Genomic DNA, 26257 nt, shown 5'->3' on the forward strand with positions numbered 1-26257 from the left:
AGCTGAAATCCTATAGAATTTATTCAATTAGTTGTCTCCATTTCATCCAGTTCTTCTTTAAAATATAAAAATGATTCTTCTTCAATTTCATTTATACGTTCTTTATTAAGTCCTAATGCAAAAGCTCCAGTGAAAATGGGCTCCCACCAAGTTTCTGTTTCTGTCATTTTTATTTCCTCCCTTTAAATTGTTTGTTTTTATATATTAATTCTATACCCTGCCAAGTTTCATTCATAAACCGATTATTTGAATAATGAATCATTTAGCATGGGTATTCTGAAATCTTATAGACTTATAGTTGCAGTCGAATAAGTTATAAAAGACTTCATGAAAATAGTATTCCACGAAAGACACTCTTCATGTATTTCAAAATAAATGTTTGTTCTTTCTTCTATTAGAAATAAATAGTATGATTCCCATAAGAAAAAGATTAAAAGGAGTGAATATTAATGAAATTCACAGAACAACAACTAAATCATATGTTAGGTGAGCATCAATCATATTTTTATGCTGGAATAACTAGACCAGTTGCATTTCGAATAGAACAGTTGGAAATACTCAAGAATACGATTAAAAAGTATGAAGAAGAAGTTATAGACGCATTATACAAAGACTTAAGAAAAAGTGAATTTGAATCATATGTTACAGAAATCGGATTAGTTTATGACAATATTTCTTATATGGTTAAAAACATTGAGCGGTGGATGGAACCAAAGTATGTAAAAACTCCAGTTGCTTTAATGCCTTCTAAAAGTTTTATCGTAAATGATCCCTATGGTACTGTTTTGATCATTGCACCATTCAATTATCCATTTCAACTTATTATGGAACCACTAATAGGAGCTATTGTTGGAGGTAATTGCGCTATTATTAAACCATCTGAAGCTACACCACATACATCTAAAATAGTGAAAAAAATTATTTCGGAAGCATTCGATCCAAGATATATTCGTGTTGTAGAGGGTGAAAAGGAAGAAACTTCTTTGTTAATTCATGCTCCTTTTGATTTTATTTTCTTTACTGGAAGCGTCCAGGTAGGAAAGATAGTGATGAAAGCAGCTGCTGAAAGATTGACTCCAATTGCTTTAGAACTAGGTGGAAAAAGTCCAGCAATAGTTGATCATACAGCAAACTTAGCTATTGCAGCTAAACGTATTGTCTGGGGAAAATTCGTTAATGCGGGCCAAACATGCATAGCACCCGATTATGTATTAGTCGAAGAGGATGTAAAAGATAAGTTTATCGAACAAATGAAGAAAGCTATAACTCAGTTTTATGGAAAAGATTTGCAACAAAGTCCTGACCTCGGAAGAATAGTGAATGGTAATCATTTTGATCGACTTATGCAGATTTTAGAAGCGGAAAGTGATCATATTATTTTTGGAGGTAAGACGGACCGAGATGATTTATTTATTGAACCCACGTTGTTAAATGGGGTTGATTTTAATAGTCCCTCTATGGCTGATGAATTATTTGGACCATTGTTACCGATAATTGGTTACAATGATTTGCGGACAGTAATTCATCGAATACGTCAATTACCTAAACCATTGGCGGCTTACATGTTTAGCGAAAACGAAAGAGCACAGGCATTCTTTCTTCAAGAGCTTCCATTTGGTGGAGGATGTATAAATGACACAATCACACATGCTGGTAGTGCCCATCTTCCATTTGGTGGAGTAGGAAACTCAGGCGTTCAATCTTATCATGGAGAAGCAAGTTTTACTCTATTTACCCATCAAAAATCCATAGTGAAGAAAAACACTACCTTACCAATCAATATTGTTTTCCCACCGTACAAAAATAAAGTGAAGCTAGTTAGAGGGTTACTAAAGTAATATAAATGCAGACTTAGCCATCATAATTCTATGAGTTATGATGGTTTTTATATAATACTAACAAAATATGAATCTAAACGTTCAAAAGCTTTAGGAATGCCTTAAAAACTGATTAACTCTTAATAAAAGGACTTAAATTATACATATTTAAATATTATAACTACATTGACAAATAGAGACTATTTTACTAATATTGTATGTAATATTGATACTAATTAATCATATTTAGGCGGGGGAAGCAAGATGAAGTCTGTATTTAATACGAACACCGATGAATTATTATATAAATTTAAAAATGCAATTTTCAATGAGTCATTGGCGAGCGATATAGCACTTCAAGAAAAGCTAGAAGATGCCTTTTTTAAGATGGAACTTATGGATTATGCAGTAAATGAAACAATGATTATTGCTGTAACAAATAAGTCAGGACAAATATTATTCGTGAATGATCGCTTTAGCGATATTACGGGGTATTCAAAAGAAGAATTAATAGGAAACACACATAGAATAATAAATTCGAAAACTCATCCTGAACCTTTCTTTAAAGAAATGTGGTCTACTATTCTAAAAGGGAACACTTGGACGGGGGAAATATGCAATAGACGCAAGAACGGTGAATTGTATTGGGTAAAAACTTATATTATACCTGTTGAAACATATGGTAGTGAAACTTATTTTCTAAGTATCCGTACTGATATTACACTCGAAAAAGAGAAGGAAATGTTATTACAGTCAAGACTATTATCATCTTTTGAAACAGTAGTGCACCACATTAACAATTTAGTGTTCAAAGTGGAAAAAGATAGTGATAATAACTATGGTTTTTCATTATTAACTGGGAAAGTGGCTTCAGACTATCTAGTAAATAAAGGACTTCAAACTATTCAACCTAACAGTGATTCTATTAAGAAAAAAATAATAACTCCAATCCATCGTTTAAATACATATTTTTCAGAAGAGATGACAGACCGATTATTATTTTATCTTGAAAAAGTAAATAATGGTGAGGAAGTCTCCTATAAGGAATGGTTAGGTAATAGATGTGTACATATTACAATCTCCCCTATTGAACAAAATGGAATAATAAGTGGCGCGATTGGAATTGGCAATGATATAACAGAACTCGAATCCGCAAGAACCAAACTCTCTGAGCTTGCTTACCGAGACCATTTGACAAATACTTATAACACAGCTGCCTTAGAAAGAGATATTATACAAAAGATCAACAATCACTTTCCATTTAGTTTTGTGTATATTGACTTAGACCGATTTAAGAACATTAATGATTCCTTAGGTCATGTTACCGGTGACTCGTTATTAAAGTTAGTTGCTGAAAGATTAATGAAATTCTACAGAAATGTAGGAGAGATATATCGTATTGGTGGCGATGAATTTGTTGTGCTGATAGGGAAAAAGCAACAAGATACTAAAACGCTAGAAGATGCAAAAAAAGTAATCCATAAGATTGAAGAACCATTTTGTATAGAAGGTATGGAAATACATATATCGTGTTCTATTGGTATCGCTTGTTTTCCACTACACGGTTCCAATTATAAGGAAATACATCGAGCAGCCGACTTAGCATTAAATATTTCCAAAGAGTATGGTAAACGTAATGCGGTGCTATTCGATCTAAAACATATGGAAGGCTATGTTAACAAGGTAGGTTTAGAAAGTGACATCAGATCAGGGTTAGATAATCATGAGTTTTACCTTGTCTATCAGCCTAAAGTCAATTTGAAAAGGGAAACTGTTGATGGCTATGAAGCCTTGATCCGTTGGAATAAAAAAGGCAAAGAAATTATACCTCCAAATGATTTTATACCTTTCGCAGAAGAAACAGGTCTCATTATTTCAATTGGAAAATACGTTTTAGAAGAAGCATGTAAACAAGGTGTTTTGTGGATTAAACAAGGGGTTCCCTTTCAAACTATTTCCGTTAATATAAGTCCTGTAGAGCTAGAGCAATATGATTTTCTATCAAACCTGCATGCAATTTTAGAGAAAACAGGATTACCTCCGAAGTATTTGGAAATAGAAATGACAGAAAACATTTTGATGAAAAATATGGATAGACTTGTGAAGCTACTGAAAGAATTAGAGATACTTGGAATTAAGCTAGCAATGGATGATTTTGGTTCAGGTTTCTCTAATTTCCGATACTTAAGTGAGCTGCCGATTCATACTTTAAAAATTGACCGTAGTCTCATGGATCGAGTATTCCTAGGCAAAGATGAAGTAATTGTATCCTCCATAATTAGAATAGGTCATAGTTTGGGAATTGAGGTAGTTGCAGAGGGAGTAGAAACCATAGAAGTCGTGGAGTTTTTAAAGGATCATGACTGTCATACTATACAAGGATATTATTATTCAAAACCAATAGAAGCACATGAAGTACCAAGTTTTGTATTAAAAAGTATATAATTTTTGGTAAGATACTAGTAAGGAATTGAAGGAGGATAAATAAATGACATTTACATTTCATGTAAAAGATACGGTTTCATTATTAAAGCAGCTGGTAGAAATTCCAAGTCCGTCTGGTTTTACTAAAGAGATTATGGACTTTATGGAGAATATATTAAATCAACTCCAAGTGGATTATATACGTACAAATAAAGGTGCGTTAATCGCTACCATAAAAGGAAAAGATGAAACCAAGCATCGACTTCTAACTGCGCATACAGATACATTAGGTGCTATGGTAAAAGAAGTTAAAGGTAGCGGTAGATTAAAGCTTACTATGGTTGGTGGCTTTAATTGGAATGCTGTTGAAGGTGAATATTGTACTATTCATACAGCAAATGGTAAAAAGGTTCGAGGTACTATTTTAATGCATCAAACTACTGTACATGTATATAAAAACGCTAGTAGTTTACCTCGTGATGAACAAAATATCGAAGTCCGTATTGATGAAAAAGTATTAACTGCAGAAGATACACGCAAGTTAGGTGTAGAGGTGGGTGACTTTGTTTCATTCGACCCTCGATTTGAAGAAACTGAGGCAGGTTTTATTAAATCTCGTCATCTAGACGACAAAGCAAGCACAGCATTACTACTTCAATTAATCAAAACAATTCAAGATACAAACGTGACTTTACCGCATACAACACATTTCTATATTTCGAATAATGAAGAGATTGGTTATGGGGGTAATTCTAATGTACCGGAAGAAACAGTAGAATATTTGGCTGTTGATATGGGTGCTATTGGAGATGGACAATTGTCGGATGAGTTTACAGTATCTATTTGTGCAAAAGATTCTTCAGGACCATACCATTATGAATTCACCCGTCAATTAGTAGAGTTGGCTAAAAAAGAAAATATTGATTATAAATTAGACATTTATCCTTATTATGGGTCAGATGCATCGGCTGCTATTAGAGCTGGGTATGACGTGAAGCACGCATTATTAGGTCCTGGTATAGAGGCCTCTCACGCATATGAACGTACACATATTGATTCATTAGAAAATACAGCTAAACTTTTATACAGTTATGTAAACACACAAATTTCTTAAGAATCGGGTAATACCAATTCTTTTTAATCTAGCTCCAGCGTCTAAGGTTGCTTGAGTCGTTTTATGCAGGTTAAAGGCATATGAACGATTTTCGAGTCTAAAATAGGCGCTTGCGCTTTTTTTTACTTGTTTTTTGCTCCCTAAATCCATATGATTAGTAAGTGAATAAGAAGGAGATATAACAGAATGGATATAAAATTACAAGATGAAATATTGAAAAGAAGAACTTTTGCAATTATTTCCCATCCAGATGCTGGTAAAACAACTATTACAGAAAAGCTACTATACTTTGGCGGAGCAATTCGTGATGCAGGAACTGTAAAAGGGAAAAAAACTGGGAAATTTGCAACATCTGACTGGATGGAAATCGAAAAGCAACGTGGAATTTCGGTTACATCATCTGTTATGCAATTTGACTATAATAATTGTCGTATAAATATATTAGATACACCTGGTCATCAGGACTTCAGTGAGGATACGTATCGTACACTAATGGCAGTTGATAGCGCAGTTATGATTGTTGATGCTGCAAAAGGTATTGAAGCACAAACGTTAAAACTATTTAAAGTTTGTCGTATGAGAGGAATTCCAATCTTTACTTTTATAAACAAACTTGATCGTCAGGGTAAAGAACCACTTGAACTAATGGAAGAGCTAGAGGAAGTTCTTGGCATTCAATCTTATGCAATGAACTGGCCAATTGGTATGGGGAAAGAGTTTTTAGGCATCTACGATCGTTATAACGGGCGAATTGAGCAATTCCGTACAGAAGAATCTGAGAGATTCCTTCCTTTAGATGATGAGGGAGAGCTTGCAGTTGATCATTCGATGAAAGAGACTTCATACTACACTCAGGCTTTGGAAGATATTATGCTACTAAATGAAGCCGGTAATGATTTTGATGAGAAAAAAATATTAGCTGGTGACTTAACACCAGTATTTTTTGGCAGTGCATTAACTAATTTTGGGGTTCAAACATTTTTAGAGACTTATTTACAGTTTGCACCGACTCCTCAGCCACGCATGACAGAACATGAAGAAGAAGTAAATCCGTTAAACGAGGATTTCTCTGGTTTTATCTTCAAAATCCAAGCAAATATGAATCCAGCGCATCGCGACCGAATTGCTTTTGTACGAATTGTATCTGGTAAATTTGAACGCGGTATGACCGTTACTTTGGCTCGGACAGGAAAAACCTTCAAAGTGACACAATCGACTCAATTTTTAGCTGATGATCGTGAAACAGTTGAAACGGCGGTTGCAGGTGATATTATCGGACTTTACGATGTGGGGAATTATCAAATAGGAGACACGGTTGTTGGTGGCAAAAAAGCTTTTACTTACGAAAAACTACCTCAATTTACACCGGAGCTATTTGTTAAAGTAACTGCTAAAAACGTACTGAAGTCTAAGCATTTCCACAAAGGGATTTTACAACTTGTGCAGGAAGGGGCCATCCAGTACTATAAAACACTTCACACAGAGGAAGTTATTTTAGGTGCTGTGGGACAACTTCAATTTGAAGTGTTTGAGCATCGTATGAGCAGCGAATATAATGTGGAGGTCCGAATGGAACCAATCGGCTCGAAGGTAGCACGATGGATTGAGAACGAGGAAGATGTTAAGGAATCTATGACAGGTCCGCGTTCAATGCTTGTAAGAGATCGTTATGACAATTATGTCTTCTTATTTGAAAATGAGTTTGCCACTCGTTGGTTCCAAGATAAATACGAGCATATTAAACTTTATAATTTACTCTAATATCCAAGAGGTTGCCTATAAGGTGACCTCTTTCTAATTCTTATGGTATTTGAAGAGCATACATACTTGTTCTAGTTTTTCATATTGAACAGTTCAAGTTGTAGCAATAATATGATTTACGTTTCAGGTGGACGCTTTCCGTGGGCGGGTCGTGAGCCTCCTCGGTCGCTGCGCTCCTTGCGGGGTCTCACCTGACCACGCTATTCCCGCTGGAGTCGCCACCTTCCACTTCAATCAAATGTGAGAAGATTATTATAAGAAAATTTAGCAGAACGCTTATTACAAAAATGATGATTTTGAAAAGCATATTTACAGGAAAACAATTTATTTAATAGTGATTTCCTTAGCTGTAGGAATCTTTAGGATGTGCGCCTTACAAGCCGCATGAGTGCGAAGAAGGGGACTTCAAAAGGTTGTATTAGCGGGCCGCTTTTGCTGTGACGAGCTTTACGCAGGAGCAATAGCGATCATGTCTGAAGGCTTATGCGTAGTGTGCGGCAAGCCTACATCCGTATAGAGACTATTTAGATGGAGATATCTCCATCTTCGATACCATTACTTGCGATAATTTTGACTATACTTGCGCTATGGGTAATGTTGCATTACTTGCTCTCGATGTTGATTTACTTGTGAAATGGAATATTTATCTAATAGGAAAGTTGAATTGCGCATATCTGAGCAGAATATTACAAAATATATAGATTATGTCAAATCATCTAGACTTATCTTTAAACTTGATAAAAATTTGAACTCTTCTTGAGTAGAGCATATGATAGAAAGAGCAAATAAGAAGGTGGGCCCCTGAAAATGAAAATTAGTGACTTTTCCATAAAAAGACCCGTATTTACAACTGTTATTATGTTCTTAATCATTATTCTGGGTGGGGTTTCATTTTTTAAAATACCTGTTACCTTAATACCAGATTTAAATCCACCAATCGCAGTAGTTGTCACGAATTATCAAGGGGCAAGTCCTGTTGAGGTAGACGAGAAAATTACGAAGCCTTTAGAATCTTCACTTAGCACTTTACCAGGTATTGAATCTGTTAATAGTACATCCCAAGAAGGAGCTAATTTCATCCTATTAGAATTCGATTGGTCTACGGATATGGATGCAATTCAGCTAGATGTCATGCAACGTATTGATATTACACCTCTTCCTGAAGGTGCAGATAAACCAAGATTCTTGAAGTTTGATCCTGCACAATTTCCAGTCATCCAACTGTCATTGAATACGAAGGATTCTAAAACAGATATTCAGCTTATAGCGGAGCAATTAGAGAAAGAATTGTTAAGAACTGAAGGAGTTGCTAGTGTTAATGTATCTGGTTCTTTGATTGAAGAAGTGCAGATTTTATTGGACCAAGAGAAATTAAAAAGCAAAGGACTTACACAAACGGATATTGTACAAGTCATTCAAGCTAATAATATTTCACTTCCAGGTAACCCCATTGAAACAGACGAGAATAAATCATTGACTACTAGAATAATTAGTACGTTAACATCTGTCGAGGATATACAAAGTTTGGTAGTAACAGTTAACCCATTGGATGGATCGAGTGTCACGATTGCTGACGTAGCTGCTGTCGAATTAACAAAACAAGATCAATTTTCCGAAACTAGAGCAAATGATGAACCTGCTGTTTTACTATCTGTTTTCCAAGAATCTAGTGCTAATACAGCTAATGTCTCTACAGCTTTTCAAGAAGCATTAGAAAAGCAACTGGAAAAAAATGAGTTTCAGGATGTAAAAGCAAATATACTTTTTGATCAAGGGGATTATGTGAAAATTGCTATTAGTAATATTGGAACCACCCTAATAACGGGTGGAATATTGGCAATGATTATCTTGTTTTTATTCCTAAAAGGCATTAGAAGTCCGATTATTGTAGGTGTAGCAATTCCATATTCAGTAATTGTAACCTTTGTTCTTATGTATTTTGCTGGGTTTTCACTTAATATTATGACGTTAGGTGCACTCGCGCTTGGTATTGGGATGCTTGTAGATAACTCCATTGTAGTTATTGAAAATATCGAGCGGCATTTAGGATTAGGAAAGACACCAAAAGAAGCCGCCAGTATTGGCACAAAGGAGGTAGCAGGTGCTATTACTGCCTCTACTATAACAACTATAGCTGTTTTTGTGCCTGTTCTGTTTTTATCCGGTTTAATTGGACAAATATTTACTGAATTTGCACTTACGATTTCATTTAGTTTGTTTGCGTCATTGGTAGTAGCTCTTACTGTTATTCCAATGATGGCAAGTAAATTACTGAAAAAGCCTAAAGGAAACCTTGAAGCTAAAAGAAGAAGGTCAAAAGCATATAATAATTTTGAGCGTTCGATTAAATGGACTTTAGGTCATCGTGCAATGATATTAATGATCACTGTTATTCTTTTAGTTGTTTCAGGAATCGGTTTATTCCGAGTTGGAACAGAGTTTTTGCCAGCAACTGATGAAGGATTTGTAACTATTTCAGCAACTCTTGAAAAGGGCTCTTCTTTTAAAGCAACAGATAATGTTGTAAATAAAGTGGAAGATGTCCTACAAAAAGAGAAGGATATAGAGGTTTATGTGAGTTTTGTCGGTGGCAGTCAAGAAGGGCAGTCTAGAGGAAGTTCAAGCTCCAATACAGCTGAAATTTCAGTGAAATTAAAAGCATTAGAGGATAGAAACCGTTCCGTTTTTACCTTTGTAGACGAAGTACAGCCAAAGGTGGTAAAAGCTGTAGGAGATACCGCAGAAATTAATTTCAATGTGCAGACTGCTTCTGGATCTTCTCCAAATGTAGTGTCATTTACTGTTTCATCTAATAATAAGACCACGTTGGACACAGCAGTAAACAAATTACAACAAGATTTGGAAAACCTAGAGGGAGTTGTAGAAGTTACAAATGATTTAAGCACAAAAATGGAAGAAATCCAGATTAATGTCATTCGAGACAAGGCTACGGAGTATGGAATAGCACCAGCTCAAATTGCGCAGACCGTTAATAATATTACAAGAGGGGTATTAACTTCTCAAATTATTGATGAAAATGACCAAGTATTAGGTGTTTATGTGAAATATGATGAGTTATATCGAAGTAACTTGGAACAATTAAAGCAATTGCAGTTACGAACTCCATCGGGCCAGTATATTGCCCTACAGGATGTGGCAAATGTAGAAATAGCAGAAGGACCTGTCGCAATTCGAAGTGTTGACCAAGCTAGTGCGGTATCATTTTCAGTAAAATATGAGTCCATGTATTCGCTAGGTGAAATGTCAGATTTAGTTGATGAGATTATACAAGATCAGAAATTGTCAGAGGATATTGCAGTATCTTATGGCGGTGATCGAGAATTATTGGATAACTCCAAGAATGATATGATACTGTCAGTATTACTTGCAGTGGTATTAGTATTTATAGTTATGGCAGCACAGTTTGAATCATACAAATACCCTTTTGTCATTATGTTTACTGTACCCCTTGTAGTCATAGGTATCTTTATAGGACTCTTTACTACTAATTTACCAATCAGTATTTCAGCCATAATTGGAATTTTAATATTGGTTGGAATTGTTGTAAATAATGGTATCGTATTAGTCGATTATATAAATCAACGCAAAATAGATGGAATGTCTTCATACGAGGCAATTATTACATCTGTCCGCGATCGTGTCCGACCGATATTGATGACTGCGTTGACGACAATATTAGGACTCGTACCTTTAGCTTTAGGAATTGGGGAAGGTACTGAGATTAATCAACCTATGGCGGTTACTGTTATTGGAGGATTAATAAGTTCTACTTTTCTTACTCTATACGTAGTTCCAGTTATTTATAGTTTTTTTGATAAAGAAACTAGAAATAATAAAGTATCCTAATATTCAGAAAAAAAGAGGGAGAGTCTTCATTTGAAGGCTCTTTTTACGTATAATGAGAAAAGGGGTGTATCGTATGGCGAAAGCATTAATAACTGGATTTCCAGGTTTTTTAGCAAAAAGTATTATAAAAGAATTACACAAGCAAAAGGTTTATACGAAGATTTACGTCCTAGTTCTTCCTTCTCAAAAGGGAGTAGCGGAAAGTATGATTGAGGAAATTTATCAAGGTCAATTAAATACTTCCTTTATAGAAATAGTAGAGGGAGATATTACAGTTCCTAATGCGGGGATATATCAAGATATTCTTAAAGAGTTAAGAAAAGAAGTTGAATATGTTTGGCATCTTGCCGCTATTTATGATTTAGCTGTACCGAAAGAAATTGCATGGAAAGTGAATGTTCATGGTACAGAAATGTTTAATAAATTAGTAACACAATTCTCCAAATTAAAGCGATATATCTATTTTAGTACAGCATATATAGCAGGTTTGCGAGAAGGGAAATTATTAGAAACGGAATTAATTAGACCAGAGGGTTTTAAAAATTATTATGAGGAAACAAAATATGAGGCAGAATTACTTGTTGAGAAGTTAAAGGAAATAATACCTGTTACAATTATTCGACCAGGTATTGTAAGGGGACACTCAGAAACCGGAGAAACAATTAAGTTTGATGGTCCGTATTTCTTTGTTAACATGATTTCAAACTTGAAGAAGCTTCCTTTCCTACCATACTTAGGTAAATCAAGCGCATATATTAATGTTGTACCTAGTGATTATATTACAAAGGCATCCATCTATTGTTCATTTAGTGAAGAAGCATTAGGACAAACCATACATTTGACCGATCCCAGACCATATCCAGCAGAAGTGGTTTATAAAGCATTTGTAAAAGAAATCACTGGAAAGTATCCAAGAGGAAGACTACCATTATTAATAGCAAGATCCTTCGTTGCCCTATTTCCAGTGCGAAAATTTTTACAGGTAGAAAAAGAAACGTTAGATTATTTAACTTGGAACGCAACATTTGACACGACAAATGCGGAATCCATTTTAGAAAAAGGGAAAATAACATGTCCAGATTTTATACTATCTATCCCAGCTATGATTACATTTTATAATGCCCATAAAGACGATTCAACATATCATATTCCATTAAAGTAATTATTAGTTTACAAATGTTTGGAATATGTTATAATTAATAACATAATTAAATAGACTCTTGACTAACGTCAAAGGGGAGTAGCTATAGGGAAACCTATTTCATAGTCGTCATTACGTGGTTTTTGCCACCGGTTATGATAGCAATTTTATTAATTTTGCTTAGCAAGACCTTTGCCTTTTTTAAAGGCAGGGGTCTTTTTATATGCAAAAAGGAGGACTTTGATGGACGCGTCATTATTGTTAGAGTACGGATGGGTAATATTAGTATTAGTTGGTTTAGAAGGGTTACTAGCTGCTGACAATGCGGTAGTAATGGCGGTAATGGTGAAACATTTACCAAAAGATCAACAGAAAAAAGCGTTATTTTATGGATTATTAGGTGCGTTTGTATTTAGATTTTTAGCGTTATTTATGATCACTTTCTTAGTGAATATTTGGCAAGTTCAAGCAATAGGAGCAGCATATTTATTATTTATTTCGATCAAACATATTTATGATCAGCGGAAAACTCCAGGACCACATTTAGACGTGGAAGGTATGGAACCTAAAAAAGGCTCTGGATTCTGGATGACTGTATTAAAAGTAGAGCTGGCAGATATAGCATTTGCAATAGATTCTATGTTAGCTGCAGTTGCAATCGCGGTAACATTACCACATTGGGGAGAATTTGAAATCGGTGGTATAAATGGTGGGCAGTTTGCAGTAATGTTCATTGGTGGAGTTATCGGTTTGATAATTATGCGATTTGCAGCACATAAATTCGTTCAGTTACTGGAAAAAATGCCTACATTAGAAACAGCGGCATTCTTAATAGTAGGATGGGTTGGGGTTAAACTTGCGGTTATGACATTAGCACATCCGAATGTTGGAGTTTTAGATGAGCATTTCCCTCACTCTACTCCTTGGAAGATAACATTTTGGATTATATTACTTGGGATAGCAATTGGCGGTTACCTATTAGGTGTTGCGAAACAGAAAAAAGAAGCTAATTAAATTAGGGAGTGTAAAAAGTTAGTTTTAACTATCTTTTTACGCTTTTTTTTTTTACAATGAGATAATGATTACTTGGAATGCCGAAAGGAAATAAAATTATGAAGCAACCACAAATAAAAAAGAAATTAAAATTTACACCAGCTCAAGTAATTGTCACTTATTATTTCATTGCAATTGCTATTTCTGTTATTCTTCTACGTTTACCAGGTGTACATAAACCAGGGGTTGAAGTAGCGTTTATCGATAGTTTGTTCACTGCAGTAAGCGCTGTTTCCGTTACTGGTTTAACTGCTGTTAGTATTTTGGATACATACAGTGTGTTTGGCTACTTTATGCTTATTCTTATTCTACAACTTGGCGGAATTGGGATTATGTCATTAGGAACATTTATTTGGTTGATTGCAGGTAAGAAGATTGGACTACGTGAAAGACAATTAATAATGGTTGATCATAATCAATCCAATTTATCAGGTGTTGTTCATCTGATTAAAGAGATAGTTAAAATCCTTCTACTTATTCAAATTATCGGTGCGATATTATTAACTTTATATTTTACACAGTATTTTGATACGTTAAAACAAGCAGCGATGCATGGAATTTTCACATCTGTGTCCGCAACAACTAATGCAGGATTTGACATTACTGGGCAATCATTATTTGCATACCATAATGACTATTTTGTGCAAACGATAACAAGTATATTGATCGTATTTGGAGCAATAGGTTTTCCTGTTTTAATTGAAGTAAAAGAATTTTTATCGAACAAAAACAAGAACTTTCGTTTTTCTTTATTTACAAAGCTAACGACCATCACATATGGAGCGCTTCTGATTTTTGGAGCAGTTATGATATTTTTATTAGAACTTTTTAATTCCTTTAAGGATATGCCATGGCATGAGAAGTTTTTTACTGCATTTTTCCATTCAGTATCTACACGTTCAGCCGGTTTGACGACTATGGATGTTACACTATTTAGTGAAGGTACCAATTTTTTAATGAGTGTTTTAATGTTTATAGGAGCTTCACCAAGTTCAGTCGGGGGTGGAATTCGTACTACAACTTTTGCTATTGCGCTTCTTTTTCTAATCCATTTTTCAAGAGGAAAAGATAATATTCAAGTATTTAATCGAGAAGTACACTTAATAGATGTCTATCGATCATATGCTGTTATTATTCTGGCTTTAGTCATGGTTTTCACTGCTACATTGTTACTTTCCGTTACGGAGCCTGATGTACCAATTTCCTCTTTAATATTTGAAATAACATCTGCTTTTGGAACATGCGGTATGAGTCTTGGTATTACGGAGGATCTGTCGAATATAGGGAAAATAACTATAATGGTTCTGATGTTTATAGGAAGAGTAGGTTTAATTTCTTTCTTGTTTACACTAGGAGGAAAGCATAACAAAACAAAATATCATTATCCAAAAGAACGCGTAATTATTGGGTAATTCAATAAACCGTTGATATCAAGGGGTTAAAAAGGGGGAGTATTCATTTGGACCCCTTTTTGACCCCTTTTAGTCATTTTTTAGATAGGAATCGAATAAGTTTATTGATTTTCTCTCATGATTAACAGAAATATGAGATAGGTATTAGCTGTGATTTTAATGTCCCCATGGCCGAGCCGATCAGTACCCCAAATATCGGTACCTGCAAGAGCTTCCTTGTTACCAGATGGTACGTGGTAATTCACTTTAAGGGTTCCTCCACCATCCATTGCAAGTGATAATTCTCCATTAGCAAGAGGCTTGCATACCCATAACTTCTACCTCAGCACGAACATCACCTACCGCTCGATCAATTAGGTTAAACACACGACCAACTAGAGTTTTCTGTTCTTGTGGAGTACGTGGGAATTCCTAATCTAACAATAGGGGGACAAGCACCAGGGAACGTGTCGGAATTTCTTTTAGATATAGAAAATTTGAGCGGGCTTGGACCACGTTATTACTCTAGTAGTCGTTTTTTCTCTTATCAAGGAAACATAGGAGATTATCATCATGTATTCGGAACCTTTAACGGTGGGGGTACCCCTACAGTTCCGCCTAACATAGACAGTATAAACTTGGAAATTTTTAATAATGTAGGCGGAGAAGTTGTGAATTCTGGAACACTTGAAGTGTTGGAGGGGCTAGATAATGGCAGGATCTGAATGGGAAGACGAATAAGGGATATATAAGTCTCGAACGAATGAGTTAGGTATTACGGAAACCCTAACAGAGAGAAAACAAAAATACTGGGACGAAAATCCTCCACAAGAACCCGAGCCACAACCACCGACTGATATAGAAAAATTACAACAAGAAAACCTAAAACTTAAAGAAGAAGATTTAAACAACAAAGAGGCAATAGCCGAACTCTACCTTCTGATGTCAGGAGGTTTTTAAATGCCAGAAATTAAACCTATACACCGTATCTTTGCCGCTTTGATATCCGCAGAACCACCAAGAAGAACTATAGAGGATGTTCCAGAACAAGATCGTGAGGGTGTTCAATATGTATTGGATACAGATTATAGCAATTAAAATACTATTAAAAATAATTGGGGGTAATATTATGTTTATGGTAGCAATTTTTAGTGGATTAATCGCAGGGAAACGCAGAACAATTGAGGAAGTGCCAGCTCATTCAAAAGAACCTGTATTAGCCGATTTAGCTACACTTGGTTTAGATGGGCAAGGGAATCCAATCTCTAAATAGAGAAATTGATTAACCTCAGTATATGCAAGCGTGAGTTTCAGTAAATTAATATGAAAGATGACCGATATATCGAATGATTGTTTAAAAATGGAGGTCAGCGTAATGAGAAGAAGCATTCTAATATTTGTAATGGTATGTATAACTTTATTAATATCAAATGTTACAGTAACAGAAGCATCAACAAGAGTTAGGTGGGGGAAAACAGAATTAAAAATTGGTCAAATTGGTAAAGCAACAATTCTTGCGCATACAACACTTGTGAAATTGGGCAGCAACGGATCATTAATAACTGTTCGTACGATGAAAAAAGGAGAGGAATACCGTGTATACAATTATAAAAGTAACCACGGAGGTCTTTATGGTGTAGGTGGTGGAAATTTCATCCCCCAAAATTCAAAAGTGAAATATGAAACGCCATCAAAGAAAAAAGTCTTGCAAGTGGAGGGGATAACAAAACAATTCTTTCCTTACTTGAAATGGGGGATGAATGATGAAAATGTTATAAATTCTTTAAATACCACCAATTACGAGAACGGCTATTGTTGCCTAGTAGTCAGAGATAAGGGGGTCAATACAAAATTAAAACATAAAGATTTTGAAAGTGAAATAATAATAATTGTTTATAATCCTGATGATAAAAAAATCAATCATTTGTCTCAAACTGGATTTAGCTTAAATAAATACAGCGATAAAGAATTTATCCAGTTTCGAGATGATTTAATAAAAGTTGTGTCCGCAGAAATTGGTTTACCTAATGAAGTTTTTTTAAGAGAAGGTAAGTACTATGATGCTATTTGGAGAAATGGAGATGAAGAACTAAGTTTTTCTACAGGAATTGGAGGAGATGGAAATCCTTTTTTCTCGATTTCAGTAAACAATAGCAAGTACGATAAATCTTACCAAAGAAATTAAGAGATTTATTCAGATTAGGAACATATTGCGTCATACCTTTAAGTAGTTATACAAAATAATATAATTATAGACTTAAAACTCTACCTATTTCTTAACAGTAGAAATAGAATGTTTTTTCTGCTAGATATATAATATAATTATCCTATGTTGGTTTTATTTAGTAAAAATGGGGGGATTTTTATTATTGTCTTTTCTGAGTTGGATACAAGATTAAAACCCAAACAACAATGGATTTGCGATAACTGTGGCGAAGTTATTGAAAGTATAGAAGATGGGTGTTTAGAGTGGTATAAAGGAAATGATGATAGTTTAGTAGAAAATTTTAGGATAGTGCATCATGATTCGACATGTATGTATGATCCTCAAATGTTATTTAAAGAAGGTAAGCAAGCAATTTCTATGCTGTTAGAAAGTTTAGTTGGTGATAGCGGCCTTGTATATTTATTGGGACTTGGTGTTACTGAGATCAGGAACTTTACAGAATATCAAGAAATTATAAAAAGGTTACACGTTGATCATTATGAAGAAGCTAGGTTATATTGGCATCTTGCAGAAGAAGATCATTTTTTTGAAGGTGCTAATGCAGCATGGCCTTATTTACCTGAAACTTCACTAAAAATTATTCATAAGTATAAAGAAAAAGGAAAATAATAATTAGTAGATTTCAAAAAGAACGCTCCATTTGGAGCGTTCTTTTATGAACTAGTTGGACTATAGTATTAATTCTTTTGAGGATATTGAATTGATAAATTTATTTAACCATTTTTGTTTTTTAAAGTAAAAAACAAACGAACAAAGTCGATAAACAAAGATTAAAAGTTTTTATTGTGAGCCATACTTTCAAACTCTTGTAGGTAAAGTAATTCGGATTTTAGTAACCCAAAGAAGTTTTCAATTACCGCATTATCAAGACAATTTCCCTTACGGGACATACTTTGCGTGATCCCATGTGCTTTTAAACTTTTAGAATACTGTTTCATTTGGTAATGCCATCCTTGATCTGAGTGGAGAATTGGAGCGTCTCCCGTATAAACGCATCAAAGCTTGGTCTAACATCTTCGAAACGAGTGGATATACTGGTCGTGACTCTAGGTTATATGCAATAATTTCGCCATTGAATAAATCAAGTATGGGCGAGAGATAGAGTTTTTCACCAAATAAATGAAATTCAGTCACATCCGTTACCCATTTCTCGTTCGGCTTCGTTGCTACAAAATCACGCTTTAAGATATTAGGCGCAATTTTTCCGACAGGCCCTTTGTACGAACGATATTTCTTCATGCGCACAAGGCATTTTAAACCAAGCTGCTTCATTAAGCGAAGAACCGTTTTGTGATTGATTTGATATCCACGATTGCGCAGTTCGAATGTAATACGACGGTATCCGTATCTACCTTTATGTTCGTGGAAAATCGAAGAGATAACTGATTTTACTTCCTCATACTTATCTCCACGCCCAAAGGTATTATCCAGTAATAGTAGGTACTACGTGCTATCCCCGCAACTTTGATTAGCTTTTTAACAGCGAATTCTTCCCTTAGTTCATACACTACTTGCGCTTTGTCTTTCGTTGTAGTGCATCCTTTTCCTGAACTAAGGCGTTCAGCTTTTTTAAATAGGCATTCTCCATGCGTAAACGCCCGTTTTCTGCTTGTAATGCTTCAAATGACCCTTCAGTTGGTGTTGCTTTCTTTGTTTCTTTTTTCAAGATTGACGCCCCTTTGTTTTTGATTCTAGGGCGTCTACTCCAGCTTTTTCGAGTGTGTTTTTCCATTTTGTAATCGTATAAGGAGAAAGGATTTTAAAAATGGCAGCAGTTTCATACAAAAACGTCCTATGTTCGTTCATATAATTTAGTACGTTTAGTTTAAACTCTGCACTATAATTTGTATAGCTTTTCATAAGCCCATCTATCCCATATTGCTTGTAGAGCATCACCCACTTAACTACTGTTGATTGAACCGTGCCAATTTGTTTGGCAATTGTCTTATATCCACCTTCGTTGTTCAAATAGCTCTGTACTGCAAATAATTTTTCTTCAAATGTAAATTTAGACATAAAAAAAATACACCTCCAATTGTTAGATTGTGTCTAACAATTGGGGTGCACTTCAAACTGGGTGCTCATTTTATTTACCAAAAAGGGGTGAGAGGGTGACAAGAGGAGTAGGTTCAATGCAAGATACCTTTGAAAAGGTAATTAAACATGATGAGTTATTTCATGAGGAGGTTTTACCAAGACTTAAAAAGTTAGAAGAAGTACAAGAAGAATTTAGAGTAGAAATAGGAAAAATCACCGCATCTCAAACTAGCTTAGAGTTAACAGTCATGAAAGATGGTCAACAAACAAGGGACTTACTTGGAAGATTCGTAGATCATTACTTTGGTACAGATGATAAAAAGCTTGTGTTGAAAGAAAAAGTTACTCTAAAGCAATTGAGTCTAAGAGCAAAAATTGCACTTGGTTTTATCGGGGTGCTAGGTGGATCTGGTGGAATATTAGCAGGAGTTGCAGCAGTTATTGAGATATTAAAAAACTAGGAGGAAACGTTTATGAACATCAACTGGAAAGTACGATTTAAAAACCGATTATTTTATGCAGCATTAGTATTGGCGATTGTAGCACCAATAGGAGTCTCTTTTGGAGTTAATCTAGAGGATTTAACAACTTGGCAGAGGGTTTGGGATATTGCTAAAAAAGCTATTTTAACTCCTCATTTAGTTATTACAGTATTTATTGCTGTAGTGACTTCTTTAATTGATCCAACTACAAAAGGTCTTAATGATAGTCCACGAGCTATGAAATACAAGGAACCAAAAACCAAAATAAGCTGCCATCTGGCGGCTTTTTATTTTGAAGGAGGTGATTGTTATGTGAATCTAACCAGTTTTACAGTCTTTGCAATCCACGCCCGTGGAAAGCGTCCCTGGAATGGAAATCAATTTTTTGCTCTGTCCCACCTCATTTTATGAAATAGGAAAGTATTTATAAATGACCTGGGAACTCTGGGTTTGCAGTACCTTTTAAAAATGCTTAATGCTACTGATTTTCGTTTCTGGTGGACGCGTTCCGCAGGGTGAGCGATGAACCATCCCCGCCTCTTCGATACGTTGTGATGTTTCATCTGTTAAGATTACTGAAAAAATAAAGGCTGGTCGTGACAGCAGGTCACGACCAGTTTTTCGAAAATATAACAAAAAGTATCCGTCCTAGGCACTTCAGAAAATATAAAATCAGGTTTTGATTCTTAATGATTTTCCGAATTTTACTGGATCAAATTTTAATAAAACTAAATATGAGATGCAGTTTTTCCGCTAACAAAAGATAAATGAGGTGTCTCTGTCTTTCCAAAGGTAGTTAATAAATAACCTTCTTTTTCCTCAATAAATCCTTGCATAAATGCATCTACATTAATAGAAATTGGTGTGATAAATGTTTGTTTATATAATTCTCGTTCATTCAACTGTAATGTAGAAAATGATTCTCCGGCTAGAGTGGGATCCTCTACTAATAATTTATACATTTTAGATTGTTCTTCCTTATTGAGATCATTATTCCACCAAGGTTTGCGAGGTTGGAACTTTTGTTTAGATAAATAATCTATTTTCATTACACTTCGAATAGTAGGTAATGAAATATTATCTAGTCCTTCTAAGAACGCATAAAGTCTAGTATACAAGTCCTCTAGTTGATGGCCGATTTTTGACCAGTTCCTCTCTTCCCAGAATGTACCGAACTGTTGGAAAAAATCGAAAGGTGTTTCAAATACATGTTCGAATAAATATTCGAGAGTACTATCCATTCGATGTGCATTCCAATATTTCTCTAAAACATCCTCCACTTGTTTAATGCGTAAAATGTCATCAAAGTTTAATACATTATTAGAGAATATTTCGTATGGAGCTTGGTCTACATAGACATAGCCATATTTTTCAGCTTCAACGCGTAGACCAGTTCCACGAAGTAATTTTAAAAATCCTAATTGAAGTTCCTCAGGACGCATCTCGAATACTTCATTAAATGTATTTCTAAAAGAAGAATAATCCTCTTCTGGAAGACCGGCTATTAAATCTAAATGTTGGTCAATCTTCCCACCACTTTTAACCATAGTTACAGTTCGTTTTAGTTTTTCAAAGTTTTGACGACGTTGAACAAGTTCATTTGTTAAATCGTTTGTAGATTGTACACCTATTTCAAACCGGAATAATCCCGCTGGAGCATTCTCGTTTAGAAATTGAATAACTTCAGGGCGCATAATATCTGCTGTGATTTCAAATTGAAAAACTACTCCTGGTTGGTGTTCATCTATTAAAAATTGAAACATTTCCATTGCGTAACTTCTACTAATATTGAATGTACGATCCACAAATTTAATAATTTTAGAGCCATTGTCCATCAAGAACCGAATATCCTCTTTTACTTTATCCCGATTAAAATATCTCACACCAACTTCTATAGAAGATAAGCAAAATTGACAAGAAAATGGGCATCCTCTACTTGTTTCCACGTAGACAATACGTTTTGGTAGATCGGGGATATCTTCGTCAAAACGGTAGGGGGAGGGGGATAATCTTAAGTCGAGTTTTGGTGGTAGCGGATTAAGTATAAATTTGTCATCTTGTACATAAGCTAAACCAGGAACCTCATTTATCATCCGTTTCTGAGATAAAAAATCTAGTAAATCTTTAAATGATTGTTCTCCTTCTCCTACGACAATATAATCGATTTCTTTTATTTGTCGTAACCAGAGATTTGTATCATAGGAAACTTCAGGTCCCCCTAAAACGACAACTACCGATGGGTCAACAGTTTTTAACATTTTAATAACTTTTATCGTTTCTTCAATGTTCCAAATATAACAGCTAAAACCAACAACATTAGGCTTCTTTTGATAAAGATCTGAAACAATATTGAAAGTTGGATCTTTTATTGTGTACTCTATTATTGAGGGGTGATACTCAGGTTCTGCATATGCTTTTAAACAGCGTAGTGCTAAATTAGTGTGAATAAACTTCGCATTCAAGGTGGTCAATATTATATTCATTTTTCATAAACTCCTTTTTTCTCATTTCTATTGTATCAGCCAATAATCCTGTCGACAATATAGGTCATATGCATTATGTCAATCTGTCCAAGGTTATGGAATAATCAGAATATATAAATAAATATTTGTTGTCCATCATAAGAATGTAGTTTGTAAATTCAGAAAGGGCTGGTGTATTTCTTGTTAACAAAATACGAGTATAAGGAAAAGTTTGAACATATATTTCAGCTTTTTTCAAGTGGACTTATATTTATAAACGACAAAGGAATAATATTAGATGTGAATTCTTATGCAGAAAAAATTTTACAAACGAATAAAAGTGAAGTAATTGGAATGAATGCACATCAACTGTATAGTTTGTTTAATAATCCCATTGAAGCAAAAAGTAGCTTCTTAGACAAGCTTCTAAACGAAGGGTATTCGGAGATTCATGGGGAATTACAAACTTTTGTTGGTGAATATAAATATGTCCATATAGTAATTTCCAAGCAAAACGATAGTGGGCATTATTTGGCTGAGATAACTGATGAATCGGAAAAAATGTATATGAAGAAAAGACTGGATCAGTCAGAATCTCTTCGTACATTAGGACAACTGGCAGCAGGTATAGCACATGAAATTCGAAATCCTATGACATCATTAAAAGGGTTTACACAATTATTAAATCAAAATGCAACAGAAGATGCAAAGCGATACTTAACTGTAATAAATGACGAAATCAATAAAATGGAAGAAATCCTCACTCAATTTTTAGAACTCTCTAAACCGAGTAAATCCAAGTTTACTGTCATAAATGTAGAAGATACAATCTTAGAAGTTGTGAATTTTATGGCTCCTCAAGCATTATTAAAATCAATTAACCTTAATGTTTCTAGTCTGATTAAAAAAGAATGTCGAGTTTATGGAGATAGTTTATTATTGAAACAGGTATTTATAAATGCTATTAAAAATGGCATAGAAGCAATGCCTAATGGTGGAAATATTCATGTTAATATTTCATACAAGCTTGGTAACTCTGTTAGTATTTCTGTGAGTGATCAAGGACATGGGATAGAAGATGAACATATCAATAAAATTTTCCAACCTTTTTTTACTACAAAATCAACCGGGACAGGTCTTGGGCTATCACATGTCTACAAAGTTATTGAAGAACATGGTGGAAATATAGAGATTAAAAGTTTAGTTGGGGAAGGAACTACTTTCGATTTCATCCTTCCATGTCAAAATAGTTTATAAAGCTTTTTGACAATACAAACCAAGGACCTATATAATAGTGGGTAATGTATTTTATATAGGTGAGGATGACGTATTATGACAGCAGAACAATCAAACAGTGCGCTAAAACTATTTATAGTATTGTCACGTGCTCATAAAGTAATACATGAGTGCACCAATCAGTTTTTCCAGGAAAATGGTTTAAATCCAACAGAATTTGCTGTGCTAGAGCTTTTATATCATAAAGGTAAGCAACCACTTCAGCAAATTGGTAATAAGATTTTATTGGCAAGTGGGTCAATCACGTATGTCGTTGATAAACTTGAGGGACGAGGCTATGTTAAAAGAGTATCGAGTCCAACTGATAGACGTGTGACATATGCTGAAATATCTGCAGAAGGCACCAAGTTTATGGATGAATTATTTCCACGTCATGAGGAACAATTAGTAGGTCTCATGGATGCATTAGCTGAAGATGAAAAGCAGGAAGTAATTGAACTCATAAAAAAATTAGGTCTATCTATTAAAAACTTATCTTATTAACCAAAAAAACTTCGCCCCTCAGTATGGGACGCAGTTTTTTTATTAGAGAAAGGAGTCAATTTCATAGTTACTTGTTTCATTTAAAAATACGAATGTTTACTTAATATCGCAATATATTATTCTTTTTTTAAAAAGCGATCTCGTTGACTGGAATGGCAGACGGCGACTCCAACGGGAACAGCGCGAGCTGAAAGCCCCGCAGGAAAGACATTGGTCGAACTTTGTTTGACCAATGTCTTTGCGACGAGTAACCGCAGGAGCATCGTAGTGACGAGGAGATTGAAACTGTGCCCGCGGAAAGCGTCTGCCTAGAGCGAAATCAGCGTTGTTCGGATTTAACTATATAATATTCTTTATGAAATTGATTCAAAGTATATAAAAATATCCTGTGATTAAAAGTTTCATTGACCTTAAAAGAATGAATAAATACAGGTGAATGCTATCCCCGGGGGAAGCAATGAGCCATCACCGTCGCTAACGCGTCGATGTGATGGATTATATATCTCAACTTATCCCAAAGACTCTAAGAATAGGAGTGCGACGGATTATACTAAAAAAAGTATGTTGGTTGGTTGTGACGCACGTCACAACCAACCAACATACTTATAAATCACTGGGCAATATAATAGCAACAAGTCTGCCTAAAGCCTTTCCAAAAAGATAGAAAGTGATTTTGGCCTGAAAGAGTACTTAAGCTTAGCTTATTTTGCTTTAATTGTTTCTGCCATCTGTACAAATGTTTCTAGTGATGGAGAATCAGTTGTGTCAAATACTGTTAGTTTAACAATCATTCCTTCTCGTTCAAATGCAAAACCTGTAACCTTACCTTCAGGTGTTTCAATCTGATGAGCGGAAGTATTATCTATGGAATCATTTGTAGGAACTAGATTTTCTTCTTTAAGATCTGTAACAGTTGCAGATTCATTCGATGCTTGTAAAGTTGAAACTAAATTTTCTTGGATTTCCTCGATTGTTATTTCATCTGCAGAGAAAGTCTCGATACGCATTGACTGTAAATCATTGTTTTTATTGAACAACAAGTCTTTGTTAGGTTCTTCACCTGTTAACTCGTAGCCTTCTACAACAGTGATGGAATAATTTTGACTATCACTTTCTGTAATGGCTCCTTCCAGTGCCTTTTCAGGAGAAGTAGTGGATTGTGCTGTATCTGTTTCAATATTTTCCGTTTCTTCCGGGGAAGTTGTTTGTTCGGTAGTGCCACTTACTGTTTCATTGGAATTATCCTGTTCTTCAGTTGTTGTGCTTGTCCCACATGCTGTGAGTAGAACTGTTAGTACTAAAATAGTAAACAATGTATAAATTTTTTTCATCCGTATTCAGCTCCTTTTTTAAATAACCAAGTGCTTCCTTTAGTCAGCATTTGTCTAGCTCCAGCGTCTATCCCCAAATGCAATTCTTCAAGCGCTTGCGCCTTTCTTATATAGACGAAAAGGGTTTTTATTTGTTTCAAGTGAAAGGCAATACTAAAAACAATAAAACTAGCAGTGTAATATGTGCAAGAACTATGGCAGTGATACTTCTTTTCCACTCATATAGTATACCAAAGATGACACCGACGAAAAATCCTCCTAATATACCTATCCAAAAACCAGTGAAAATGAACGACAACCCAAAAAGCAGGGAGCTCAAAATAACGGCAAATTTAGGTTGCATATATTTTTTCAAATGTTGTTGGATTAATCCTCTCCAAAAAACTTCTTCCCCAGGAGCAATAATGAATATTAGCAAAAGGTAATGCCAGATGGCTGATGGACCATAATGGCTTAAAAAATTATCAATACTGTTTGTCCAATAGGATGGTCCCATGTCCATTAAAAGATAAGCTCCTAGTATGCCAGCATAGGAAAGTGCTCCAAACATAAACCCAATGATAATTGAGTGGATTGAATTGTTGTCTTCTTCTATTTTGGAAAAGTAGAAGAAGGCTGCCATTAGAAAAAATACTGAGAAAGTATAAAAGTACCAAAAAACCTTCTCATTTGAAAAAGTGATCCATGATAGAAAATAAGCAAGAATTAATGAAAGTACAAGTTGATAAATGGGTGATTGACGAAACATAATACACATCCTTCTAATATTTAAAAAACCGTCCTTCTTTTTGAGAGGAACGGCATGACGTTTAATCTTCATTACTATATAATATTTTATAACGCTTATGATTGATAACTGTTTTCTCTTCTGTTTCGAGTTCGTTAAAGTTTTCCATATAAGTTAAGTTAACGATCACCGAGTTCTCATTAACTTTCTCTACAATACCTTGAAGACCATCTTTGAATTCAATAATATTCCCAACTTCAGCTATTTTCATAGAGTGTCCCATCCCCTTAAGAACATAATATAATACAGTTTGCCTTAAAATAAGGACTACGTAAAGTATTTTCACTAAACTTCTTAAAAAAAATATAAAAAATCAACGAAAGGATTGATCCATATGCAAGAATCATATGAAGAAAAACTTAATATGCTACAAAATGGGGATATTCAAAATATAGTCGTAGAAAAAAATGAATTTATAGCTTTTAGAGAAGTATTAGTCCATAGAGAAGATTTTAAACATTTCTCTGGTAATGCAGAACAAGGGGGACGGGTAATATATACCTATTTAAATACTCCAAGAAGCTAAGAATGTCATAAATTGTCGTACATCTATTGGTTTAGTCATGCTCGTCAAAAGGTATACT

24 protein-coding genes and 1 pseudogene are annotated in these 26257 nt (G+C 34.7%); 18 read left to right on the top strand and 7 right to left on the bottom strand.

Features of this window, described 5'->3' with window-relative positions:
- Window positions 1-23: 23 nt before the first annotated feature.
- Complete coding sequence (locus ACQCPR_RS05395) at window positions 24-167, bottom strand: hypothetical protein (protein ID WP_427138430.1); 144 nt, start codon at window positions 165-167, stop codon at window positions 24-26.
- Window positions 168-449: 282 nt separating this feature from the next.
- Here ACQCPR_RS05395 and ACQCPR_RS05400 point away from each other — a divergent pair, with 282 nt between their 5' ends.
- The 8 genes from ACQCPR_RS05400 to ACQCPR_RS05435 all read left to right on the top strand — a co-directional run bounded on the left by ACQCPR_RS05400 (window position 450) and on the right by ACQCPR_RS05435 (window position 14589).
- Entirely contained in the window at window positions 450-1838 is a 1389-nt protein-coding gene (locus ACQCPR_RS05400; RefSeq protein WP_427138431.1) for an aldehyde dehydrogenase, read from the top strand.
- A 243-nt stretch (window positions 1839-2081) separates the two neighbouring features.
- A complete protein-coding gene (locus ACQCPR_RS05405; RefSeq protein WP_427138432.1) occupies window positions 2082-4262 on the top strand; it encodes a sensor domain-containing protein in 2181 nt (726 codons plus the stop codon).
- A 43-nt stretch (window positions 4263-4305) separates the two neighbouring features.
- Window positions 4306-5355, top strand: a complete 1050-nt coding sequence (locus tag ACQCPR_RS05410; RefSeq protein WP_427138433.1) for a M42 family metallopeptidase — start codon at window positions 4306-4308, stop codon at window positions 5353-5355.
- Between the two features lie 186 nt (window positions 5356-5541).
- Window positions 5542-7116 (top strand): peptide chain release factor 3, encoded by a 1575-nt coding sequence (locus ACQCPR_RS05415; protein WP_090563121.1) that lies wholly within the window; start codon window positions 5542-5544, stop codon window positions 7114-7116.
- Window positions 7117-7923: 807 nt separating this feature from the next.
- The gene (locus ACQCPR_RS05420) at window positions 7924-10983 is read left to right on the top strand and encodes an efflux RND transporter permease subunit (protein WP_427138434.1); all 3060 of its coding nucleotides are present in this window, start codon (window positions 7924-7926) and stop codon (window positions 10981-10983) included.
- Window positions 10984-11056: 73 nt separating this feature from the next.
- Window positions 11057-12145: an SDR family oxidoreductase gene (locus ACQCPR_RS05425; protein WP_427138435.1), complete on the top strand. Its 1089-nt coding sequence runs from the start codon at window positions 11057-11059 to the stop codon at window positions 12143-12145.
- A gap of 222 nt (window positions 12146-12367) precedes the next feature.
- A complete protein-coding gene (locus tag ACQCPR_RS05430) occupies window positions 12368-13138 on the top strand; it encodes a TerC family protein (protein WP_269921438.1) in 771 nt (256 codons plus the stop codon).
- 98 nt (window positions 13139-13236) lie between these two features.
- Entirely contained in the window at window positions 13237-14589 is a 1353-nt protein-coding gene (locus ACQCPR_RS05435) for a TrkH family potassium uptake protein (protein WP_427138436.1), read from the top strand.
- 101 nt (window positions 14590-14690) lie between these two features.
- On the opposite strand, the gene ACQCPR_RS05440 is transcribed toward ACQCPR_RS05435, so the two are convergent.
- Entirely contained in the window at window positions 14691-14834 is a 144-nt protein-coding gene (locus ACQCPR_RS05440; RefSeq protein WP_427138437.1) for a hypothetical protein, read from the bottom strand.
- Window positions 14835-14990: 156 nt separating this feature from the next.
- Here ACQCPR_RS05440 and ACQCPR_RS05445 point away from each other — a divergent pair, with 156 nt between their 5' ends.
- The 5 genes from ACQCPR_RS05445 (at window position 14991) to ACQCPR_RS05465 (ending at window position 17404) form a co-directional block, all read left to right on the top strand.
- Complete coding sequence (locus ACQCPR_RS05445; RefSeq protein ID WP_427138438.1) at window positions 14991-15293, top strand: hypothetical protein; 303 nt, start codon at window positions 14991-14993, stop codon at window positions 15291-15293.
- Window positions 15294-15528: 235 nt separating this feature from the next.
- Entirely contained in the window at window positions 15529-15666 is a 138-nt protein-coding gene (locus ACQCPR_RS05450; RefSeq protein ID WP_427138439.1) for a hypothetical protein, read from the top strand.
- Between the two features lie 31 nt (window positions 15667-15697).
- Window positions 15698-15841, top strand: coding sequence for a CD1375 family protein (locus ACQCPR_RS05455; protein ID WP_427138440.1), 144 nt, complete (start codon window positions 15698-15700; stop codon window positions 15839-15841).
- A 102-nt stretch (window positions 15842-15943) separates the two neighbouring features.
- Entirely contained in the window at window positions 15944-16753 is an 810-nt protein-coding gene (locus ACQCPR_RS05460; RefSeq protein WP_427138441.1) for a hypothetical protein, read from the top strand.
- 144 nt (window positions 16754-16897) lie between these two features.
- Entirely contained in the window at window positions 16898-17404 is a 507-nt protein-coding gene (locus ACQCPR_RS05465) for a hypothetical protein (protein ID WP_427138442.1), read from the top strand.
- A 170-nt stretch (window positions 17405-17574) separates the two neighbouring features.
- Here ACQCPR_RS05465 and ACQCPR_RS05470 read toward each other — a convergent pair.
- Window positions 17575-18811: pseudogene (locus ACQCPR_RS05470) on the bottom strand (IS3 family transposase); the annotation flags it as partial.
- A gap of 95 nt (window positions 18812-18906) precedes the next feature.
- Between ACQCPR_RS05470 and ACQCPR_RS05475 the strand changes: the two are divergent.
- Both ACQCPR_RS05475 and ACQCPR_RS05480 read left to right on the top strand, forming a co-directional pair.
- Window positions 18907-19293: a hypothetical protein gene (locus ACQCPR_RS05475; RefSeq protein ID WP_427138443.1), complete on the top strand. Its 387-nt coding sequence runs from the start codon at window positions 18907-18909 to the stop codon at window positions 19291-19293.
- Window positions 19294-19305: 12 nt separating this feature from the next.
- The gene (locus tag ACQCPR_RS05480) at window positions 19306-19725 is read left to right on the top strand and encodes a phage holin (protein ID WP_427138444.1); all 420 of its coding nucleotides are present in this window, start codon (window positions 19306-19308) and stop codon (window positions 19723-19725) included.
- A gap of 317 nt (window positions 19726-20042) precedes the next feature.
- Here ACQCPR_RS05480 and ACQCPR_RS05485 read toward each other — a convergent pair whose 3' ends face one another.
- On the bottom strand, window positions 20043-21797 hold the full coding sequence (locus ACQCPR_RS05485) for a B12-binding domain-containing radical SAM protein (protein WP_427138445.1): 1755 nt from the start codon (window positions 21795-21797) through the stop codon (window positions 20043-20045).
- Window positions 21798-21977: 180 nt separating this feature from the next.
- Here ACQCPR_RS05485 and ACQCPR_RS05490 point away from each other — a divergent pair, with 180 nt between their 5' ends.
- Window positions 21978-23033, top strand: coding sequence for an ATP-binding protein (locus ACQCPR_RS05490; RefSeq protein ID WP_427138446.1), 1056 nt, complete (start codon window positions 21978-21980; stop codon window positions 23031-23033).
- Between the two features lie 75 nt (window positions 23034-23108).
- Window positions 23109-23555 carry a MarR family winged helix-turn-helix transcriptional regulator gene (locus ACQCPR_RS05495; RefSeq protein WP_269921434.1) on the top strand — a complete coding sequence of 149 codons (447 nt, stop codon included), beginning with the start codon at window positions 23109-23111 and terminating at the stop codon, window positions 23553-23555.
- A 701-nt stretch (window positions 23556-24256) separates the two neighbouring features.
- On the opposite strand, the gene ACQCPR_RS05500 is transcribed toward ACQCPR_RS05495, so the two are convergent.
- The 3 genes from ACQCPR_RS05500 to ACQCPR_RS05510 all read right to left on the bottom strand — a co-directional run bounded on the left by ACQCPR_RS05500 (window position 24257) and on the right by ACQCPR_RS05510 (window position 25884).
- Window positions 24257-24886: a hypothetical protein gene (locus tag ACQCPR_RS05500; RefSeq protein WP_427138447.1), complete on the bottom strand. Its 630-nt coding sequence runs from the start codon at window positions 24884-24886 to the stop codon at window positions 24257-24259.
- A 136-nt stretch (window positions 24887-25022) separates the two neighbouring features.
- Entirely contained in the window at window positions 25023-25634 is a 612-nt protein-coding gene (locus ACQCPR_RS05505) for a CPBP family intramembrane glutamic endopeptidase (RefSeq protein ID WP_427138448.1), read from the bottom strand.
- Window positions 25635-25695: 61 nt separating this feature from the next.
- Window positions 25696-25884 (bottom strand): YkvS family protein, encoded by a 189-nt coding sequence (locus ACQCPR_RS05510; protein WP_090563100.1) that lies wholly within the window; start codon window positions 25882-25884, stop codon window positions 25696-25698.
- A gap of 123 nt (window positions 25885-26007) precedes the next feature.
- Here ACQCPR_RS05510 and ACQCPR_RS05515 point away from each other — a divergent pair, with 123 nt between their 5' ends.
- A complete protein-coding gene (locus tag ACQCPR_RS05515; RefSeq protein WP_427138449.1) occupies window positions 26008-26199 on the top strand; it encodes an abortive phage infection protein in 192 nt (63 codons plus the stop codon).
- Window positions 26200-26257 lie beyond the last annotated feature (58 nt).

The organism is Psychrobacillus psychrodurans, assembly GCF_050209195.1.
In the GTDB taxonomy this organism is placed as follows: Bacteria; Bacillota; Bacilli; order Bacillales_A; family Planococcaceae; genus Psychrobacillus; species Psychrobacillus psychrodurans.

Bases quoted from the DNA above. Each gene is read 5' to 3' on its own strand.
- ACQCPR_RS05395 (WP_427138430.1), bottom strand. From the start codon at position 167: ATGACAGAAACAGAAACTTGGTGGGAGCCCATTTTCACTGGAGCTTTT.
- ACQCPR_RS05400 (WP_427138431.1), top strand. From the start codon at position 450: ATGAAATTCACAGAACAACAACTAAATCATATGTTAGGTGAGCATCAA.
- ACQCPR_RS05405 (WP_427138432.1), top strand. From the start codon at position 2,082: ATGAAGTCTGTATTTAATACGAACACCGATGAATTATTATATAAATTT.
- ACQCPR_RS05410 (WP_427138433.1), top strand. From the start codon at position 4,306: ATGACATTTACATTTCATGTAAAAGATACGGTTTCATTATTAAAGCAG.
- ACQCPR_RS05415 (WP_090563121.1), top strand. From the start codon at position 5,542: ATGGATATAAAATTACAAGATGAAATATTGAAAAGAAGAACTTTTGCA.
- ACQCPR_RS05420 (WP_427138434.1), top strand. From the start codon at position 7,924: ATGAAAATTAGTGACTTTTCCATAAAAAGACCCGTATTTACAACTGTT.
- ACQCPR_RS05425 (WP_427138435.1), top strand. From the start codon at position 11,057: ATGGCGAAAGCATTAATAACTGGATTTCCAGGTTTTTTAGCAAAAAGT.
- ACQCPR_RS05430 (WP_269921438.1), top strand. From the start codon at position 12,368: ATGGACGCGTCATTATTGTTAGAGTACGGATGGGTAATATTAGTATTA.
- ACQCPR_RS05435 (WP_427138436.1), top strand. From the start codon at position 13,237: ATGAAGCAACCACAAATAAAAAAGAAATTAAAATTTACACCAGCTCAA.
- ACQCPR_RS05450 (WP_427138439.1), top strand. From the start codon at position 15,529: ATGCCAGAAATTAAACCTATACACCGTATCTTTGCCGCTTTGATATCC.
- ACQCPR_RS05455 (WP_427138440.1), top strand. From the start codon at position 15,698: ATGTTTATGGTAGCAATTTTTAGTGGATTAATCGCAGGGAAACGCAGA.
- ACQCPR_RS05460 (WP_427138441.1), top strand. From the start codon at position 15,944: ATGAGAAGAAGCATTCTAATATTTGTAATGGTATGTATAACTTTATTA.
- ACQCPR_RS05465 (WP_427138442.1), top strand. From the start codon at position 16,898: ATGTTGGTTTTATTTAGTAAAAATGGGGGGATTTTTATTATTGTCTTT.
- ACQCPR_RS05480 (WP_427138444.1), top strand. From the start codon at position 19,306: ATGAACATCAACTGGAAAGTACGATTTAAAAACCGATTATTTTATGCA.
- ACQCPR_RS05485 (WP_427138445.1), bottom strand. From the start codon at position 21,797: ATGAATATAATATTGACCACCTTGAATGCGAAGTTTATTCACACTAAT.
- ACQCPR_RS05495 (WP_269921434.1), top strand. From the start codon at position 23,109: ATGACAGCAGAACAATCAAACAGTGCGCTAAAACTATTTATAGTATTG.
- ACQCPR_RS05500 (WP_427138447.1), bottom strand. From the start codon at position 24,886: ATGAAAAAAATTTATACATTGTTTACTATTTTAGTACTAACAGTTCTA.
- ACQCPR_RS05505 (WP_427138448.1), bottom strand. From the start codon at position 25,634: ATGTTTCGTCAATCACCCATTTATCAACTTGTACTTTCATTAATTCTT.
- ACQCPR_RS05510 (WP_090563100.1), bottom strand. From the start codon at position 25,884: ATGAAAATAGCTGAAGTTGGGAATATTATTGAATTCAAAGATGGTCTT.
- ACQCPR_RS05515 (WP_427138449.1), top strand. From the start codon at position 26,008: ATGCAAGAATCATATGAAGAAAAACTTAATATGCTACAAAATGGGGAT.